The following is a 14,886-nucleotide window of genomic DNA, read 5'->3' as shown; positions in this document are numbered from 1 at the left end:
GCTTCTGCCCGGCCGCGATGCGGACCTGGCACTCCACCAGATCCACGCCGGTGACCAGCTCGGTCACCGGATGTTCCACCTGCAGACGGGTATTCATCTCCATGAAGAAGAACTCGTCGGGCTTGTCCGCGGAGACGATGAATTCGACGGTGCCCGCGCCCACGTAGTCGACACTGCGCGCGGTATTGCAGGCGGCAGCGCCGATCCGGGCCCGGGTCTTGGCGTCCAGCAGTGGTGAGGGCGCTTCCTCGATCACCTTCTGATGCCGGCGCTGCAGACTGCATTCACGCTCGCCCAGGTGCAGTACCTGGCCGAATTCGTCGGCCAGGATCTGGACCTCGATATGCCTGGGGCGGTGGACAAATCGCTCCAGGAAGAGGGTGTCGTCGCCGAAGGCCGATGCGGCCTCGCGGCGGGCGCTGGCCAGCGCCTCGGGCAGCAGGGCGGGATCCTCCACCCGCCGCATGCCCTTACCGCCGCCACCGGCGGACGGCTTGACCAGGACGGGGTAGCCGATTTCCATTGCCGCCTCGAGCAATTCGGCATCGGTGAGGCCGGGGCGCGCGATACCGGGCACCACCGGGACACCGTAGGCCGAGACCGCGTTCTTGGCGGTGATCTTGTCGCCCATGACCTCGATGGCCCGGGTCGGCGGGCCGAGGAAGACTATGTCCGCCTGCTCCAGCGCCGCGGCGAAGGCCGGATTCTCCGACAGGAAGCCGTATCCCGGGTGCACCGCCTGCGCGCCGGAGCGCACGGCCGCATCGACGACCTTGGCGATATCCAGGTAGGACTCGCGAGCGGGAGCAGGTCCGAGTCGTACGGCGATATCCGCCTCGTGCACATGGCGGGCATTCACATCGGCGTCGCTGTACACCGCGACCGAGCGAATTCCCATGGCGCGCAGGGTACGAATGACCCGCACAGCGATCTCACCGCGATTGGCGACCAGCACCGTATCGAAGGCGACGGGGTGTGCTTTGTTCATCATCTCGATCACATCCGGAAGACGCCGTAGGAGACCGGCTCCAGCGGCGCCTGCGCGCACGCCGAAAGAGCCAGTCCGACAACTGTTCTGGTATCGGCGGGGTCGATGACGCCATCGTCCCAGAGCCGCGCCGTCGAGTAGTAGGGATTGCCCTGTGCCTCGTACTGGTCGCGAATGGGGGCCTTGAACGCCTCCTGATCATCGGCCGACCACGGCTTACCTGTGCTGTCGAGCTGCGCTCCGCCTCCCCGCGCTTCCCCGCGCACCGTCGCCAGTACCGAGGCCGCCTGCTCGCCGCCCATGACGGAGATGCGGGCATTCGGCCACATCCACAGAAAGCGCGGCGAATACGCGCGCCCGCACATGGAGTAGTTGCCGGCGCCGTAGGAGCCGCCGATGACCACGGTCAGCTTGGGGACGCGGGCACAGGCCACGGCGGTCACCATTTTCGCGCCGTGCTTGGCGATGCCGCCCGCCTCGTAGTCGCGGCCGACCATGAAGCCGGTGATGTTCTGCAGGAACAGCAGCGGGATCTTCCGCTTGTCGCAGAGTTCGATGAAATGTGCGCCCTTCATGGCGGATTCGCTGAACAGCACGCCATTATTGGCCACGATGCCGACCGGGTGGCCGTGGATATGCGCGAAGCCGGTGACCAGCGTGCGGCCGTATTCGGCCTTGAACTCACTGAATTCGCCGCCGTCGACCATGCGGGTGATGACATCGCGCACGTCGTAGGGCGTCCGAAGGTCAACGGGCACAATGTCGTACAGCTCGTCCTGGTCCGCGATCGGATCGACGGTGGGCCGGACCTCCCACGGGGTCGGCATCTTCGGGCCGAGAGTCGCGATGATATTGCGCACGATGCGCAGCGCGTCCCGGTCGTTCTCGGCCAGGTGATCGACCACACCGGAAGTGCGCGCGTGCAATTCGCCGCCGCCCAGGTCCTCGGCCGTGACCACCTCGCCGGTGGCGGCCTTCACCAGCGGCGGGCCGCCCAGGAAGATGGTGCCCTGATTGCGGACGATGATCGTCTCATCGCTCATGGCGGGGACGTACGCGCCACCCGCGGTGCAGGAGCCCATGACGGCGGAGATCTGCGCAATCCCCTTGGCGCTCATATTCGCCTGGTTGTAGAAGATGCGGCCGAAGTGCTCGCGGTCCGGGAAGACCTCGTCCTGCTTGGGCAGGAAGGCGCCGCCGGAGTCGACCAGGTAGATGCACGGCAGATTGTTCTGCAGCGCCACCTCCTGCGCCCGCAGATGCTTCTTGACGGTCATCGGGTAGTAGGTGCCGCCCTTGACCGTGGCGTCATTGGCGACTATCACGCATTCGCGACCGGATACCCGGCCGATGCCGCCGATCACACCGGCACCCGGGCATTCGTCCCCGTAGAGACCGGTGGCCGCCAGGGGCGACAGCTCCAGGAAGGGCGAGCCGGGATCGAGCAGTTGATCCACCCGCTGGCGTGGCAGCAGCTTGCCGCGGGCCAGATGCCGCTCGCGCGCCTTCTCCGGCCCGCCCAGCGCGCTCACGGCCAAGCGGTCGCGCAGGTCCTCGACCAGCGCGCGGTGCGCGGCCCGATTGCCGGTGCGCACCTCCTCGGTGACCGTCATTCGCTCCGCCTCTCCGCGCGGGCCATCCAGCCCATTCGGTTAATCACCAATAACTGGAATTTAAGATAATCTGCACTAACCGAGTTGTCCAGGACCGAGGAAGGGAGACCACGGTGACCAGCAGCGACACCGTCGCCCCGACGCGGCGTGAGCAGCTCAAGGCGCAGCGCAGACAGCAGTTGCTCGATGCGGGAGCGCGACTTATCGCCGACCGCGGTTTCCTCGGGATGCGCCTGGACGACCTCGGCGCGGCCGCGGGCATCAGCGGCCCGGCGGTCTACCGCCACTTCCCCAATAAGGAAGCCCTCCTGGTCGAACTCCTGGTGGGAATCAGTCAGCGGCTGCTCGACGGCGGCCGAGCGGTGGCAGCTCAGGCCCCCACACCCGCCCGAGCTCTCGACGCCCTCATCGACTTCCACCTCGACTTCGCCCTGGGCGAGCCCGAACTCATTCGCATCCAGGACCGCGACCTGGAAAACCTCCCCGACTCGGCCCGCCGCCAAGTCCGCCGCACCCAGCGCCAATACGTAGAAGTCTGGGTCGCCGTCCTCCGCGACCTCTACCCCGCACTCCCCGAAGCCACCGCCCGAGTCCAAGCCCACGCCACCTTCGGCCTGATCAACTCCACCCCCCACAGCGCCCCCGCCGCAACGGCCACCCGCGCCCGCCCGGTCTTACGCCGCATGGCCCTAGCCGCCCTCGGCTAAGCCCCGCCCGAACCACACAGCGCGCCTCCGCATCACACAGCACCTACATGTTCTGGGCGGTACGGACACAGGCTGCGCGGTACGGACACGCGCTGCGCAGTCCGGACAAAGGCAAAGGCTGTGCGGTCCGGACACGCGATGTGCGGTCTGGAGACGGGCTGCGGTCCCAACACGGGGTGCGCAAATCACGCAGCGCGCCTCCGGATTACACAGCACCTTCATGTTCTGGGTGGCTTGGGGACGGGGTGTGCGGGCGGATGTGGGCTGTGTGGTTGGGGGCCGGGTTCAGGGATTCGCTTGTGCGGGTGTGGGTTTGCGGGCTGTGGTGAGGATGGCGGCTATTGCGGGGTCGGATTCTGCCGCTTCGGCTAGGGCTTCGGTGAGGGTGGATTCGTAGGTGGGGACGGCTTCTTGGTATCGGGTGCGGCCGGTGTCGGTGAGGACGGTGTAGACGCCGCGTTTGTCGTCGGGGCAGAGGTCTCGGTAGGTGAGGTCGGCGGCGTTCAGGCGGGTGACAAGGCGGGTTACCGAGCTTTGGTTGAGGCCGAGTTTGGCGGCTAGGTCTTGCATGCGGAGTTCGTTGTCGGGGGCCTCGTCGAGGAAGACCAGGGCGCGGTATTCGGAGAGGCCCAGGCCGTGGCGGCGCTGAAGTGCGGTGGCCAGGCGGGTTTCGACATGGGCGTGCAGGGTGAGCATGCGGTTCCACATCTGGGGATCGGCGGCCACTTGGGTGGGGCTGATACGGGATGGCATGGGGCTCCTCGATTCCGCCGAGCGGGGGTTGACACGAGTTTACTTGTACATGCATGCTTCTTACTACAAAGAACTTGCATATACATGCAACTACTCGATCTGGAGTCTGCCATGGCATGGGTCTATTTGCTGATCGCTTCGGTGTTCGAGGTGGTATTCGCCTTGGGCACCAATGCGACTCACGGTTTCACGGTGCTCGGGCCCTCGCTGCTGACCGCCGTGGCCGCGGCGGGCGGGATCTTCTTCCTGAGCCTGGCGCTGAAGTCGCTCGATGTGGGTGTCGGGTACACCGTGTGGACCGGAATCGGGTCGGTGGGCACGGTGATCTTCGGATCGATCGTCTTCCACGAGGCGGTGACGCCCGCGAAGGTGGCGGCCTTCGTACTGATCATCGGCGGCGTGCTCGGCCTGAAGGTCGCCGACAAGCTCGCGCAGCCGAGCACCGCCTAGTTCCCCTTCATCACAACAGCTTCCGAGGAGTGCCGTCATGGCTTGGGGTTATCTACTGATCGCCGCCGTATTCGAGATCGCGTTCGCACTGGGGACCAATGCCACCAAGGGGTTCACCCGCCTCTGGCCGTCGGTGTTCACACTGCTGGCCGCGGCCGGCGGGATATTCATGTTGAGTCTGGCGCTGCGGACGCTGGATGTCGGTGTGGGGTACACGGTCTGGACCGGGATCGGATCGATCGGCACGGTGGTGCTCGGCGCGCTGATCTACAAGGAGAAGATCACCGTGCCCAAGCTGATCTCGTTCGCCGCCATCATCGCGGGCGCGATCACGCTGCGCATCGCGGCGGGCGGATAGCCGAATCCCGCTCACGCACCGCGGAGTTCGCGCTCCGCGGTGCGCAGCACCATCAGGAAGCCCTGGTGAATCGCGGGCAGAAAAAGATAGGTACACAGCCCCGGCAGTATCGGCGAGGCGATTTCGAAGGTCGAGAACCAGCGCACCTGGGTGCCGCGCGCCACCTTCTTGAAGGCGATGAATCCTTCCTGATGCCGCAGCGGCGGAACGGATTTCAGCAGCCGATAGCGCATGATCTCGTTCGGCTTGTACTCGACGATCTCCTCGGTGAGCCGGATGAGCGGTGTGACGATCAACCGGACCGCACCCTCACCGTGACCCGCGGTATTACCGGGACGAACCAGGGTGACCCGGCGGACCAGCGGAACCCGTTGATAGTTGGTCGCATCGGTGAGCCATTCGAAGACATCTGGCAGCGGTGCTCGGATGGTGCGCTCAACATCTACCGTGCGCATGCCGGCTCCGTTCTGATCTCGCCCGAACCTCTGGGCAGCCTACGAGATCCTACGGTCGGGCGACGAAATAAACAGGCCACAGTTGGGTAACTGCGCAACGAACCATGCACACCGAATCAAATGAGCGCCTTGCGCTTTCGCAGCCTCCGGCGCACATCACCCATCATCGAGCGGGTGCCGGCACAACGAATGAACCTGGGTATGAAACAAGGATTCGTCGGAGGCCGCCGCCAACCCGGCAGGGACGTAAAAGACCTGGTGGCTACGATAACCGACATGAATGTCGAGGAGCAGCGCGTGATCCGCCGCCGCCCGAAGAATCGGCGGGCCCAGATCGCCGCCACCTCGGCGGCCGCTTTCGGCTCGCTCGGCTACCACGGTGTGAGCATGGAGGATATTGCCGCACGCCTCGGCATCTCCTCGGCCGCGCTCTATCGGCACTATCCGAGCAAGTACGCGCTGTTCCGGGAGGAGTTGCTGCGGCTCGGGCAGCTCACCCTCGATTCGGTCACGCCGCCGGACGAAGCCGAGGGGCTCACCGCGCGCGAGCGACTGGAGAGTGTGCTCGACAAGATCATTGCCGAGACCATCGCCAATCGCGCCACCGTCACCCTGGTGCGCTGGGAGCAGCGGTATCTCGACGAAACCGATCGGCAGACGCTGTCGGACCAGTTCGCCCGGGCGCTCAGCTTCTTGCGCGGGCTGATCGGGGATGTGCGCCCGGAACTCGACGAACGCGAGCGCGCGCTGCGGGCGGTGGCGCTGTTCAGCGTGATCAGCAGTATCGGCGACCATCACGCCGCACTACCGGTGAAACCGCTTACCACACTGCTGCATTCGACCTGCGGTCCGTTCATCGACGGCGAACTGCCGCCGCCGGGCACGGCCGCGAGTACACCGCGCGCCACCGAGATCCCGCAGTCGTTCAAGCACGAACTGCTGTTGAAGAAGGCGGTGGAACTCTTCCACCAGCGCGGCTATCCGAATGTGAGTGTGGAGGACATTGCCACGGCCGCCGATCTGTCGGCGGCCTCCGCGGTGTACCGCTACTACCGCAGCAAGGGTGATCTGCTGGCGGCGGCCTTCCGGCGCGCGGCCGATCGGGTATCGGGGGCGATCGGCCCGGCGGTGGCGTCCTCGTCAGCTCCCGGCGAAGCGCTCAGCAAACTCATCGATCTCTATGTCGCGGGTTCCTTCGCCGAGCGCGAGCTGACCTTCGTCTATTACGCGGAGTTCGGTCATGTTTCGCCCGAGGAACGCACCATGCTGCGCAATGTGCAGCGGCTCATCGTGGCCGAGTGGGTGCGGTTGCTGGTCGCAGTGCGTCCGGAGCTGTCCGAGGGCGAGGCGCGGATTCTGGTGCACGCCGGATTCGGGCTGGTGGTCGATATGGGTCGCGTCTTCGGTGACAATGAGCGAATCTGCCCGCAGGAGCGGGTGATTCGGCTCATGGAGATCACGCTCTTCGGTACGGCACGGGTTGTCGAAGCGGCGGTGCCGGAACCCTGAGTACTCAGGGAACCGGTCACCGTCGCGGCCGGGCACGCTACGGGCCCGGCCCGCTACAGCCGGACGGGCATTGGGCACTGCTACCCGTCGGCTGTCGCGAATGACGACACGGGGGTGAACGGCGCGTAGTCGCGCACGTGTCCACTCTCCCACCCCCACACCGAGATCGGATCGACGGAGACCCCGCTCTGCAGGATCAGCCGCCAGCCGGCATTCTCCCGCTGCCAGATATCACCGTCCCGGTCCCAGTACAGACCGGCCAGGTGGGGTTCGATCGCGCTGGGCCCGGCGGAGTCTCCGTTGGGGGCGGCAGCCGTAGTCGGCGCACACATCCACGTCGGGGCAAATTCATCGTTCATAATGGTTTCTCCCAGCAACTTACAAGCAACGGACTGCGGATGGTCGCCGCGCGGAGCGGGCGGCTTCGTCTCGTACCGGTGACTCGGTGCTGTTTGGCAGTTACCGCGAGTGGTGACCATCGGATTTCCCTTCGTGGCGTTGTGAACACAAGTATTCAACGCGCCACTTCCGGGACTCTTCCGTGCGAATTCGGCCACTACTTTCGCGCGAGTTTATTCGCCAAACGTTTGCTGTCACTGTAACAGTCGAGCCGGTACCCATGAAAGTCCTGAAATTGCCGGGTATTTCAGTCCCGCGTTGCTCGCGGTGTGCCAACGTTCGAGGTGACAGACATTCCGGCTCGACCGATCCGGTGCGGAAGGGTCGACGATCATGGCGCAGCCACGCGCGCAGGTGCTCGGGCCGATTCGATTGACCGTCGACGACCGACCGGTCGCACTGGGCGCCACCATATTGCGGGCGGTACTCGCCCGCCTGGTGGCCGCCAGCGCTCGCCTGCTGCTTGCGAGACCCAGGCACGGTTGCTGCTGTCCATCGTCCTCGATACCGCCGTGGCCGCGCGGACCCCGACACCTGGGCGGCCGCCGAACGGGCCGTGCGAATTGCGCGGGCCCTCGGCGAGCCCGAATTGCTGTGCTGGGCACTCAATATCCAGATCTTCGCGCTGCGGCAGGGCAGTCCGCGCGAGCCTGCCGAGGAGATTCTGCGGATCGCCGAGGCCGCCGGGCTCGGCGAATACCGGGCCGTCGCGCACTACTCGCTGTACCGCGCCGCGCTGTGCGAGAGCGATCTGCGGGCGGCGGCCGAACATGCCGCGCTCGCGCTGGAGGACGCCACCGACGGTCAACTGCAGCAGATTCTCGATGCGCTGGGTCTTTTCAGCTTCGAGGCGGCCATGCTGCGCGGCGATCTGCCCGCGGCCCGGCGGGCCTTCGAGGAACGCCTCACCCGGCTGGCGCAGCGCGGGCTCGCCGATGCCGCGGGGGTGCTGCTGCTCGGCGAGGTATCACTGGCCTGGGCGAAGGGGATCTTTCCGGATTGATCCAACCGGTGACCGAGCTGTTCGAGGTGGCGCCAGAGATCGCGGCACCGGTTTACACCATGTCGCTGCTGCACGCCGGTGGCCGTGAGCGCGCCAGAGCGGTGTACGACCGGTATCCGCGGGTCTTCCCATACGTGTGGCCGACCACATTCGCGGTACTGCGGGCGCACGCCGCGATCGAGTTCGGCGACCACGCGGAAATTCGCGCACTGTACGAACGGCTCGCGGGGCACAGCGGAACTATCGCGGGCATCGAGACCGGGCTGTGCCGGCATCTCGGCCCGATGGACAGTACGCTCGCCGATCTGGCGGTAGCGCTGGGCAATACCAAGAAAGCCGCTATCCATCGGGCCCGTGCCGAAGCCCTGCTCTTACGAATGCGCGCCGATCCGGCGGTGATCGATCTCGAGGTCAGCCGGCCGCGAATGACGACATCGGCGTGAACGGCGCGTAGTCACGCACACATCCGCCGTCCCAGTCCCACACCGAGACCGGATCGACGGCGATACCGCTTTGCAGTATGAGCCGCCAGCCGCCGTCTTCACGCTGCCAGATATCGCCGTCACGGTCCCAGTAGAGGCCTACGGTGTTCGGTTCGGTCTTTTCGCTCCGGCTCATGCTGTTCCTCTCCACTTCACTTGGGGGCCAACACTGCGTAGCTATCGATCAGCGAGTGCACGGAAAGTCTTCACCGCCACGGACACTTGGTCTTTCGCGGCAGATACGGACGTTTCTTCCCATGAATATATTTGCCAATCATTCGCCCGTGAACGAACCACGGTCGGCGAGTCTAATTCGAACCGCGATTTCGGGTCATTCGGGCCGGTAACCGGTGGAATAATCGCTGTTTCCACAACCCTTTCCGCTCGATGAAGACCGGCTCGGAGGTTGTCGCGGAGCATGACGGAACCGCAGGTACATGTACTCGGGCCAATTCAGCTGATTGTGGACGACCGACCGGTCGGATTGGGTGCGACCATGTTGCGCGCCGTCCTGGCCCGTCTGGTCGCCGCCGGTGGCCGCTCGGCCGGTACGGAACGGCTCATCGATGATCTGTGGGAGGGCAATCCGCCGCCGACCGCCGCATCGGTGCTGCAGGTGCACATTCACAATCTGCGCAGGCTCATCGAACCGGATCGGCCGCGACGGGCCAGATCTCAGTATCTGGTGTCCGAATCATCCGGTTACGCACTCAAACTCGCGCCCGAATCCGTGGATGCCTGGCAATTCGAAGCGCTGATGCGCTCCTATGAGCAGCGGTTGCGCGCGCCCCGCGGGCTGCCGGACCCGGTCGAACGGCGAAACGCCCTCGATGCCGCACTGGCCTGCTGGAACGGTGCGGCGTTCGAGGGGCTCACCACATTCGGGTGGGCGGCACAGGATGCCGATCGGCTCACCGATCTGCGATTGACCGCGGCCGAAATGCGCGCCGCCGTCGAACTCGATCTCAATCGGCCCACCGAAGTCACCATCGAACTGCGCACCCTGCTCGACGAACATCCCGAACGCGAGGAAATCGCCCGGCTGCTCGCCACCGCGCAATACCGCATCGGGCAGCAGGCGCAGGCACTGTCCACACTGCGGCACTCGCGCGAATTTCTCGGCGAGCACTACGGAATCGATCCGAGTCCGGCGCTGCGCGAGTTGGAGGCGGCCATCCTCAGCCACTCCGAAACTCTCGCCGGTGCGGAAGCGCCGCCCGGGCCCGCGCCGGCCATTCGAATTCGGCGCACTCGGGAGCACAGCGGGTACGTCCGGGAACACACCGTGTTGCGCGAAACCGCCGCCATCGCGGCGAGCGGTCGCTTGCAAATGGTGTGGATCTCGGGGGAAGCGGGTGCGGGGAAAACCACACTCACCGAATCCGCGCTCGCCGATCTCGGTGCGGAATCGTGGACATTTCTCCGTGGCGGATGTCCGGAGGTGGATGGCGCGCCGCCCGCATGGGCGTGGGCGGAGGTGCTCAATGCGCTCGATCCCGCGGCTTCCGAAAGTCTGGCCGCGGGTGACGCATTCACCATTGCCCGGACGGTGGTGAGTCTCTGCAGGCAGCGGAGCGCGAACGGACCGGTCGCAATTCTGCTCGAGGATGCCCATCGCGCGGATACCGCCACCCTGCAGGTATTGCGCCAAGTGGTGAATTGGCTGCGCGACGAACCGGTGCTCATGGTGATCACGCTGCGTGGCTCCGAGGCCGGGCAGGGGCTGCATGCCACCGCTGCGGCGCTGACCCACTGCACCGCCGAATGGCTGGAACTCGGCGGGCTCGACCTGGCGGCCACACGGCAATTGGCATTGAGCTCCGGTTTGCGGGAAATCTCCAGGGAGGCATTGGAGTTGCTGCACCGGCGGACCGGCGGCAATCCGCTGTTCGTGCGGGAGATGGCCAAACTCATTGCGGCGCAGCGCGGGTCCGGGGAGACCGGGGAGGTGCCGGACTCCATCCGGGAACTGATCACCACCCGGCTGCGGCGGCTCTCCCCCGAAGTCGGCAGTGCTCTCGCGCATCTCGCCATCTGGGGCGACGGTGTCGATCTGCGGGTGCTCAGCCAGGCCGCGGGAGTTTCCGAAGACGAGGTGATCGATCTGATTGCCGAGGCAGAGGCGGCCACGCTGGTGCGGACCGACCGCACCGGGCGCATCACCTTCGACCACGCGCTGATCCATGACACCGTGTATCTCGGGATTCCCAGGTTGCGGCGGATGCGATTGCATTGGGCGGCACTGGAACTGCTGGACGGCAGAGTCGAAGACTTCCCCGGGCTGGCGCGTGACCCGGAGACACTGGCCCGGCACGCCGCACTCGGCGCGCGGCCCGAAACAGCCGTGCGGGCAATCGAATACGTGATGGCGGCGGCGCATCACGATACCGAGCGCGGTATGGCGGCCGACACCGTGCGGCTGTGGAAATCCGTCATCGAATTGCACGAGCTGGCCGGGCATACCGCGGTCCACGCCGAGCAGAGTGTGCGGATCGCGCTGATCGAAGCGCATCTCGCACTCGTGAATGCCCTTGCCTACCAGTGCCGCTGGTTCGAGGCGCGCGATATCCGCGATCGGGCCGTGGAGCTCGCGCACGCGTTCGGCGATCAGCAGTTGCTGGTGCGGACGCTCACCTGCTGGCGGGCCCCGATCATGTATCCGGCGCTACAGGGCTTCGACCCGGAAGAGCGGCTGGTGCGGGCCATCGACGGCTGCCTGTCTGGCGAAATCGACGATGCCGACCGAGTGCGGCTGCTCGTCGCCGCCGCATTCGAAACCGCTGGGGATTACCGTGATTCGGCGCTCAGTCATCGCTACGCGGTGCAGGCGCTCGCACTCGCACGGGTATGCGCAGATCCGGAACTGCTCTGCGCCGCCATCAATGCCGTGGCGCTGGTCCGTTTCGTCTCTGCCGAAGACACCGCGCTCGTCCACGAATTGCTCGAAGTCTCCGAGAGCGCCGGACTGAATCAGTATCGGGCACTGGGCCATTACGGGCTGTTCCGCTCTGCGCTGAGCCGGGTGGATCTACGGGAAGCGTGCCGACAGGCCGAGCTCGCCCTGGAAGTCGTCACCGAAGCCATACTGCCGCAGCTGATTCTCATGCTGGGATGCATCGCCGCACCGTTCGCACTGCTGCGCGGTGATATCGACGGAGCCGATCGGCTCTACGCGGAATTCGACGAGCGACTCGCCCAACTCGGATTCCTCGGCAGCGGCGGGCCCCGCTCCGCCATCGCACTCTCGCAGGCGTGGGCCCGCGGCGACACGGCCTCGCTCCGGGAGCAAATGCACGAGTTGTACACGCAGGCACCGGGTTACGGTGGACCGCTCTACGCACTGGCGCTGCTGGCGGCCGGCGAACATGATCGAGCCGAGGAGCTCTACCGGGAGTTCACCGCCATCCGCCCCACCCTCTACCCCCAGGCGGAGTACGGACTCCGCGCCTACGTGGCGCTGGGACTCGGCCTCACCGACGATTTCGACTTCCTGTACCGCATGCTCGCGCCTTACGCCGGGACATTTCTCGGACTCGAGGGAACCGGCGCGGTATGCGGCACCGTCGATACGGTGCTGGCCATGCTCGCGATGTCACAGGGCGACTTCGAACGGGCGGCGCGACATCAGGAGGACTCCGAACAACTGGCCGAGCGGACCCGCATCGAACTAGCGACTCTCGAACCGCCACGCCTCGATCCCCTGGGCTCCCGGCGGCGCGCCAGCGTCGTTGTGCGCTGAGAACGTTCGGCGGTGGGCGCGGAGTATGAAAAATGTTCGTAGACTGACATTTTGCCGGAAAACAATATGAAACATATGTATTCCATTTGTTCGGGTGCGCCTTTTGCGGAGGATTCGCGGTGACGCTGCCATAATCGAATTCATCTGGGACGCCGCAGCGTGCCGGTCCGGCAGGGAGTGGTGGACGGCACGCCGCGGCGCTTATTCAGGTGGATTGTGCGGCTGCCGGGGCGTATCGGCGCTTTGGCAGCCTCACGACCTCAGGCCTGCGGTGGGAAGGTGTACGAAGAACCGGTTCCCAGCACCTTGGCCAGCATGAGGAGAAGGTTGTTGATCGCGCTCCCGCTATCCATGGGGGACTCCTAGACGACGGGGGGCGGCTGGATGATCGAGGTCGACGAACCCGAGGTGATCAGGTGCGCGATCGCGGCCAGAATGTCCAGGGCGCCGCTGCCGGTACTAGTAGGCATATTTCGATTCCTTTCGAATGTTGTCGGTGGGCCGGAAAGGGCTTAGTGCGGGGTGTAGCTGGCGGTGGAACCGCTGCTCAGGAACTTCAGCACCGTCGCGAGGATGCCCGCGATGTCGATGGTGCCGCCGCCGGTGGGCGGCGGGGTGGTGGTACGCATGGCGGGACGGGTGACCTTCATATGTTCTTCCTTTTCCTAGTTCGCGGACTGACCCCCGAGGCTGTTGGCCGGGACCGCCGCACGGGGCGCTTGTGCACCCCGGGTCTGTGTTGCGGGCTGTATTGTGCCGCAAAGTCTTTCGGGTCAGTGGCTATTCGGCTTCACTGGCCATGAAGTCCGCGAGTGATTTGGGACGCATATCCGTCCAGTGCGACTCGACGTACTCCAGGCAGGCCCAGCGCGGGGCGGGGCCGTGTGCGATGGTCCAGCCACCGGGGATGGTCGCGAACACCGGCCACAGCGAGTGCTGGCCCTCCTCGTTGACCAGCACATAGAACTGAGCGTCTTCGTCGTCGAATGGATTGCTCATTCTCGAAAACCTTTCTTACCGTGGGAGTTCGGATTAGAGGGAAAACGGCCTGCTATCGCACTGCCCGCTGGCCGACGGTATTGAGCACCGAGCCGATCTGGGCGAGGGCATCGGGTGCGGTCATCCGCCAGTGCGTGGCCTGCACCGCATAGGTGTGCACAACGCCGTCCACGGCATCGGTCCACCCGGTGACACCGACCGTGCAGCTCGGATCATCCAGCGCGGCTGCGAAATACAGCACATCGCCCTTGAATCGGCGCGGCCGGTACTCGCCGATGAGCGAGAGCGAGCGGACACCGGTATCGATCACCCGGGTTACCCGATCGGCGCCCATGGAGGCGAACGGCTCCGGCAGTTCGGACAGCCGTGCGACCAGCTCCGCCGGATCCAGTGCCACTCCGCCGAGGCCCTCGTCCACCGGACCGCCGAGCAGTTCGGCCACCGGGATTCGCACCCCGTCACCGACCTCGACCTGCAGCGAACTGTCCAGCATGGCCAGTGTCGCCACCTGCTGTCCCTGCTCCTGCAGTTGCACCGCGACCGAGTGCGCCAGCACACCGCCGAGCGACCAGCCCAGCAGGTGGTACGGGCCCTCGGGCTGCACCGCGCGGATCTCCCGCACGTAGCGGCTCGCCCACTCGTCGATCGAATCCGGCAGCGGCACATCCGCTCCCAGCGTCGGCGACTGCAGACCGTAGAGCGGCCGGTCAGCGTCCAGGTATGCGGCCAGACCCGCGAACGACCAGGACAGACCACCCACCGGGTGGATGCAGAACAGCGGTGCGCCGGAACCCGTCGTACGCAGCGGCAACAGCACCTCGTAGGCGGTATCCGCACCGAAGCCGCCGGAACCGTCACCGGTCAGCTGCGCGGTCAGTCCGGCCGGGGTCGGCGCGGTGAACAGCCGGGCGACCGGAACCCGTTCGCCCAGTGCGGCACTCAGCCGCGCCGCGAGTTTCACCGCGATGAGCGAATTGCCGCCGAGTTCGAAGAAGTTGTCGTCCAGCCCGATTCGCTCGATGTGCAGCACCTCGGTGAAGGCGGCGCACACGGCGGTCTCCAACGCTGTGGCGGGGGCCCGGAATTCGCGGACGGCGAGCTCCGGCTCGGGCAGGGCCCTGCGGTCCAGCTTGCCGTTGACGTTCAGCGGCAGGGCATCCAGGACCACGAACGCCGACGGCACCATGTACGACGGCAGCACCGCCGACAGCACCGACTTCACCTGCGGCACATCAGCACCCGCCACTTGATCGGCAGGCACCAGGTAGGACACCAGACGGCCGCCGGTGAGCTGATCGGACTTGGCGACAACCGCGACCTGAGCGATCTCCGGCATGGCCAGCAAAGCCGCTTCGATCTCACCGAGCTCGATACGGAAACCACGGATCTTCACCTGGAAGTCCGTACGACCCCGGTACTCCAGCTCACCAT

At 65.8% G+C, this 14,886-nt stretch carries 16 protein-coding genes; 7 read left to right on the top strand and 9 right to left on the bottom strand.

Annotated elements, in window-relative coordinates; all coding sequences use genetic code 11:
* The coding region (locus tag JWN03_RS36705; protein WP_297625143.1) for an acetyl-CoA carboxylase biotin carboxylase subunit at positions 1-991 on the bottom strand (991 nt) is incomplete at its 3' end.
* Positions 992-996: 5 nt separating this feature from the next.
* The gene (locus JWN03_RS36700; RefSeq protein WP_297625140.1) at positions 997-2,601 is read right to left on the bottom strand and encodes a carboxyl transferase domain-containing protein; all 1,605 of its coding nucleotides are present in this window, start codon (positions 2,599-2,601) and stop codon (positions 997-999) included.
* A 113-nt stretch (positions 2,602-2,714) separates the two neighbouring features.
* Between JWN03_RS36700 and JWN03_RS36695 the strand changes: the two genes are divergently transcribed.
* Positions 2,715-3,308, top strand: coding sequence for an SACE_7040 family transcriptional regulator (locus JWN03_RS36695; protein ID WP_297625137.1), 594 nt, complete (start codon positions 2,715-2,717; stop codon positions 3,306-3,308).
* Between the two features lie 285 nt (positions 3,309-3,593).
* On the opposite strand, the gene JWN03_RS36690 is transcribed toward JWN03_RS36695, so the two are convergent.
* The gene (locus JWN03_RS36690) at positions 3,594-4,061 is read right to left on the bottom strand and encodes a MarR family winged helix-turn-helix transcriptional regulator (RefSeq protein WP_297625134.1); all 468 of its coding nucleotides are present in this window, start codon (positions 4,059-4,061) and stop codon (positions 3,594-3,596) included.
* A gap of 111 nt (positions 4,062-4,172) precedes the next feature.
* Between JWN03_RS36690 and JWN03_RS36685 the strand changes: the two genes are divergently transcribed.
* Together JWN03_RS36685 and JWN03_RS36680 are read left to right on the top strand one after the other, a co-directional pair.
* Positions 4,173-4,511 (top strand): DMT family transporter, encoded by a 339-nt coding sequence (locus JWN03_RS36685; protein WP_297625131.1) that lies wholly within the window; start codon positions 4,173-4,175, stop codon positions 4,509-4,511.
* Positions 4,512-4,548: 37 nt separating this feature from the next.
* Positions 4,549-4,869: a DMT family transporter gene (locus tag JWN03_RS36680; RefSeq protein WP_297625128.1), complete on the top strand. Its 321-nt coding sequence runs from the start codon at positions 4,549-4,551 to the stop codon at positions 4,867-4,869.
* Positions 4,870-4,880: 11 nt separating this feature from the next.
* Here JWN03_RS36680 and JWN03_RS36675 read toward each other — a convergent pair whose 3' ends face one another.
* On the bottom strand, positions 4,881-5,324 hold the full coding sequence (locus JWN03_RS36675) for an SRPBCC family protein (RefSeq protein ID WP_297625125.1): 444 nt from the start codon (positions 5,322-5,324) through the stop codon (positions 4,881-4,883).
* A gap of 276 nt (positions 5,325-5,600) precedes the next feature.
* On the opposite strand from JWN03_RS36675, the gene JWN03_RS36670 reads away from it, so the two are divergent.
* Positions 5,601-6,833: a TetR/AcrR family transcriptional regulator gene (locus JWN03_RS36670; RefSeq protein ID WP_297625122.1), complete on the top strand. Its 1,233-nt coding sequence runs from the start codon at positions 5,601-5,603 to the stop codon at positions 6,831-6,833.
* A gap of 80 nt (positions 6,834-6,913) precedes the next feature.
* Here the strand turns inward: JWN03_RS36670 and JWN03_RS36665 are convergent, their stop codons facing one another.
* Positions 6,914-7,192, bottom strand: coding sequence for a hypothetical protein (locus tag JWN03_RS36665; RefSeq protein WP_297625119.1), 279 nt, complete (start codon positions 7,190-7,192; stop codon positions 6,914-6,916).
* Between the two features lie 596 nt (positions 7,193-7,788).
* Here JWN03_RS36665 and JWN03_RS36660 point away from each other — a divergent pair.
* Together JWN03_RS36660 and JWN03_RS36655 are read left to right on the top strand one after the other, a co-directional pair.
* Positions 7,789-8,235: a hypothetical protein gene (locus tag JWN03_RS36660; RefSeq protein WP_297625117.1), complete on the top strand. Its 447-nt coding sequence runs from the start codon at positions 7,789-7,791 to the stop codon at positions 8,233-8,235.
* 8 nt (positions 8,236-8,243) lie between these two features.
* Complete coding sequence (locus JWN03_RS36655; RefSeq protein ID WP_297625114.1) at positions 8,244-8,678, top strand: hypothetical protein; 435 nt, start codon at positions 8,244-8,246, stop codon at positions 8,676-8,678.
* Here JWN03_RS36655 and JWN03_RS36650 read toward each other — a convergent pair.
* Positions 8,647-8,853 (bottom strand): hypothetical protein, encoded by a 207-nt coding sequence (locus JWN03_RS36650; RefSeq protein WP_297625111.1) that lies wholly within the window; start codon positions 8,851-8,853, stop codon positions 8,647-8,649. The genes JWN03_RS36655 and JWN03_RS36650 overlap by 32 nt on opposite strands.
* 282 nt (positions 8,854-9,135) lie before the next feature.
* On the opposite strand from JWN03_RS36650, the gene JWN03_RS36645 reads away from it, so the two are divergent.
* Positions 9,136-12,456, top strand: coding sequence for a BTAD domain-containing putative transcriptional regulator (locus JWN03_RS36645; protein WP_297625108.1), 3,321 nt, complete (start codon positions 9,136-9,138; stop codon positions 12,454-12,456).
* 512 nt (positions 12,457-12,968) lie between these two features.
* Here JWN03_RS36645 and JWN03_RS36640 read toward each other — a convergent pair.
* The 3 genes from JWN03_RS36640 to JWN03_RS36630 all read right to left on the bottom strand — a co-directional run.
* Positions 12,969-13,106 (bottom strand): hypothetical protein, encoded by a 138-nt coding sequence (locus JWN03_RS36640; RefSeq protein ID WP_297625105.1) that lies wholly within the window; start codon positions 13,104-13,106, stop codon positions 12,969-12,971.
* A 130-nt stretch (positions 13,107-13,236) separates the two neighbouring features.
* A complete protein-coding gene (locus tag JWN03_RS36635) occupies positions 13,237-13,455 on the bottom strand; it encodes an MbtH family protein (RefSeq protein ID WP_297625102.1) in 219 nt (72 codons plus the stop codon).
* 52 nt (positions 13,456-13,507) lie between these two features.
* The coding region (locus JWN03_RS36630; protein ID WP_297625100.1) for an alpha/beta fold hydrolase at positions 13,508-14,886 on the bottom strand (1,379 nt) is incomplete at its 5' end.

Source organism: Nocardia sp. (assembly GCF_025465275.1).
Classification (GTDB): domain Bacteria; phylum Actinomycetota; class Actinomycetes; order Mycobacteriales; family Mycobacteriaceae; genus Nocardia.
Note: the sequence above shows the minus strand (reverse complement) of the source record. Positions and strands in the feature narration are given on the sequence as shown.

Coding starts and splice junctions, on each gene's coding strand:
- JWN03_RS36665 (WP_297625119.1), bottom strand. CDS start 7,192: ATGAACGATGAATTTGCCCCGACGTGGATGTGTGCGCCGACTACGGCT.
- JWN03_RS36700 (WP_297625140.1), bottom strand. CDS start 2,601: ATGACGGTCACCGAGGAGGTGCGCACCGGCAATCGGGCCGCGCACCGC.
- JWN03_RS36635 (WP_297625102.1), bottom strand. CDS start 13,455: ATGAGCAATCCATTCGACGACGAAGACGCTCAGTTCTATGTGCTGGTC.
- JWN03_RS36675 (WP_297625125.1), bottom strand. CDS start 5,324: ATGCGCACGGTAGATGTTGAGCGCACCATCCGAGCACCGCTGCCAGAT.
- JWN03_RS36670 (WP_297625122.1), top strand. CDS start 5,601: ATGAATGTCGAGGAGCAGCGCGTGATCCGCCGCCGCCCGAAGAATCGG.
- JWN03_RS36650 (WP_297625111.1), bottom strand. CDS start 8,853: ATGAGCCGGAGCGAAAAGACCGAACCGAACACCGTAGGCCTCTACTGG.
- JWN03_RS36685 (WP_297625131.1), top strand. CDS start 4,173: ATGGCATGGGTCTATTTGCTGATCGCTTCGGTGTTCGAGGTGGTATTC.
- JWN03_RS36680 (WP_297625128.1), top strand. CDS start 4,549: ATGGCTTGGGGTTATCTACTGATCGCCGCCGTATTCGAGATCGCGTTC.
- JWN03_RS36645 (WP_297625108.1), top strand. CDS start 9,136: ATGACGGAACCGCAGGTACATGTACTCGGGCCAATTCAGCTGATTGTG.
- JWN03_RS36690 (WP_297625134.1), bottom strand. CDS start 4,061: ATGCCATCCCGTATCAGCCCCACCCAAGTGGCCGCCGATCCCCAGATG.
- JWN03_RS36640 (WP_297625105.1), bottom strand. CDS start 13,106: ATGAAGGTCACCCGTCCCGCCATGCGTACCACCACCCCGCCGCCCACC.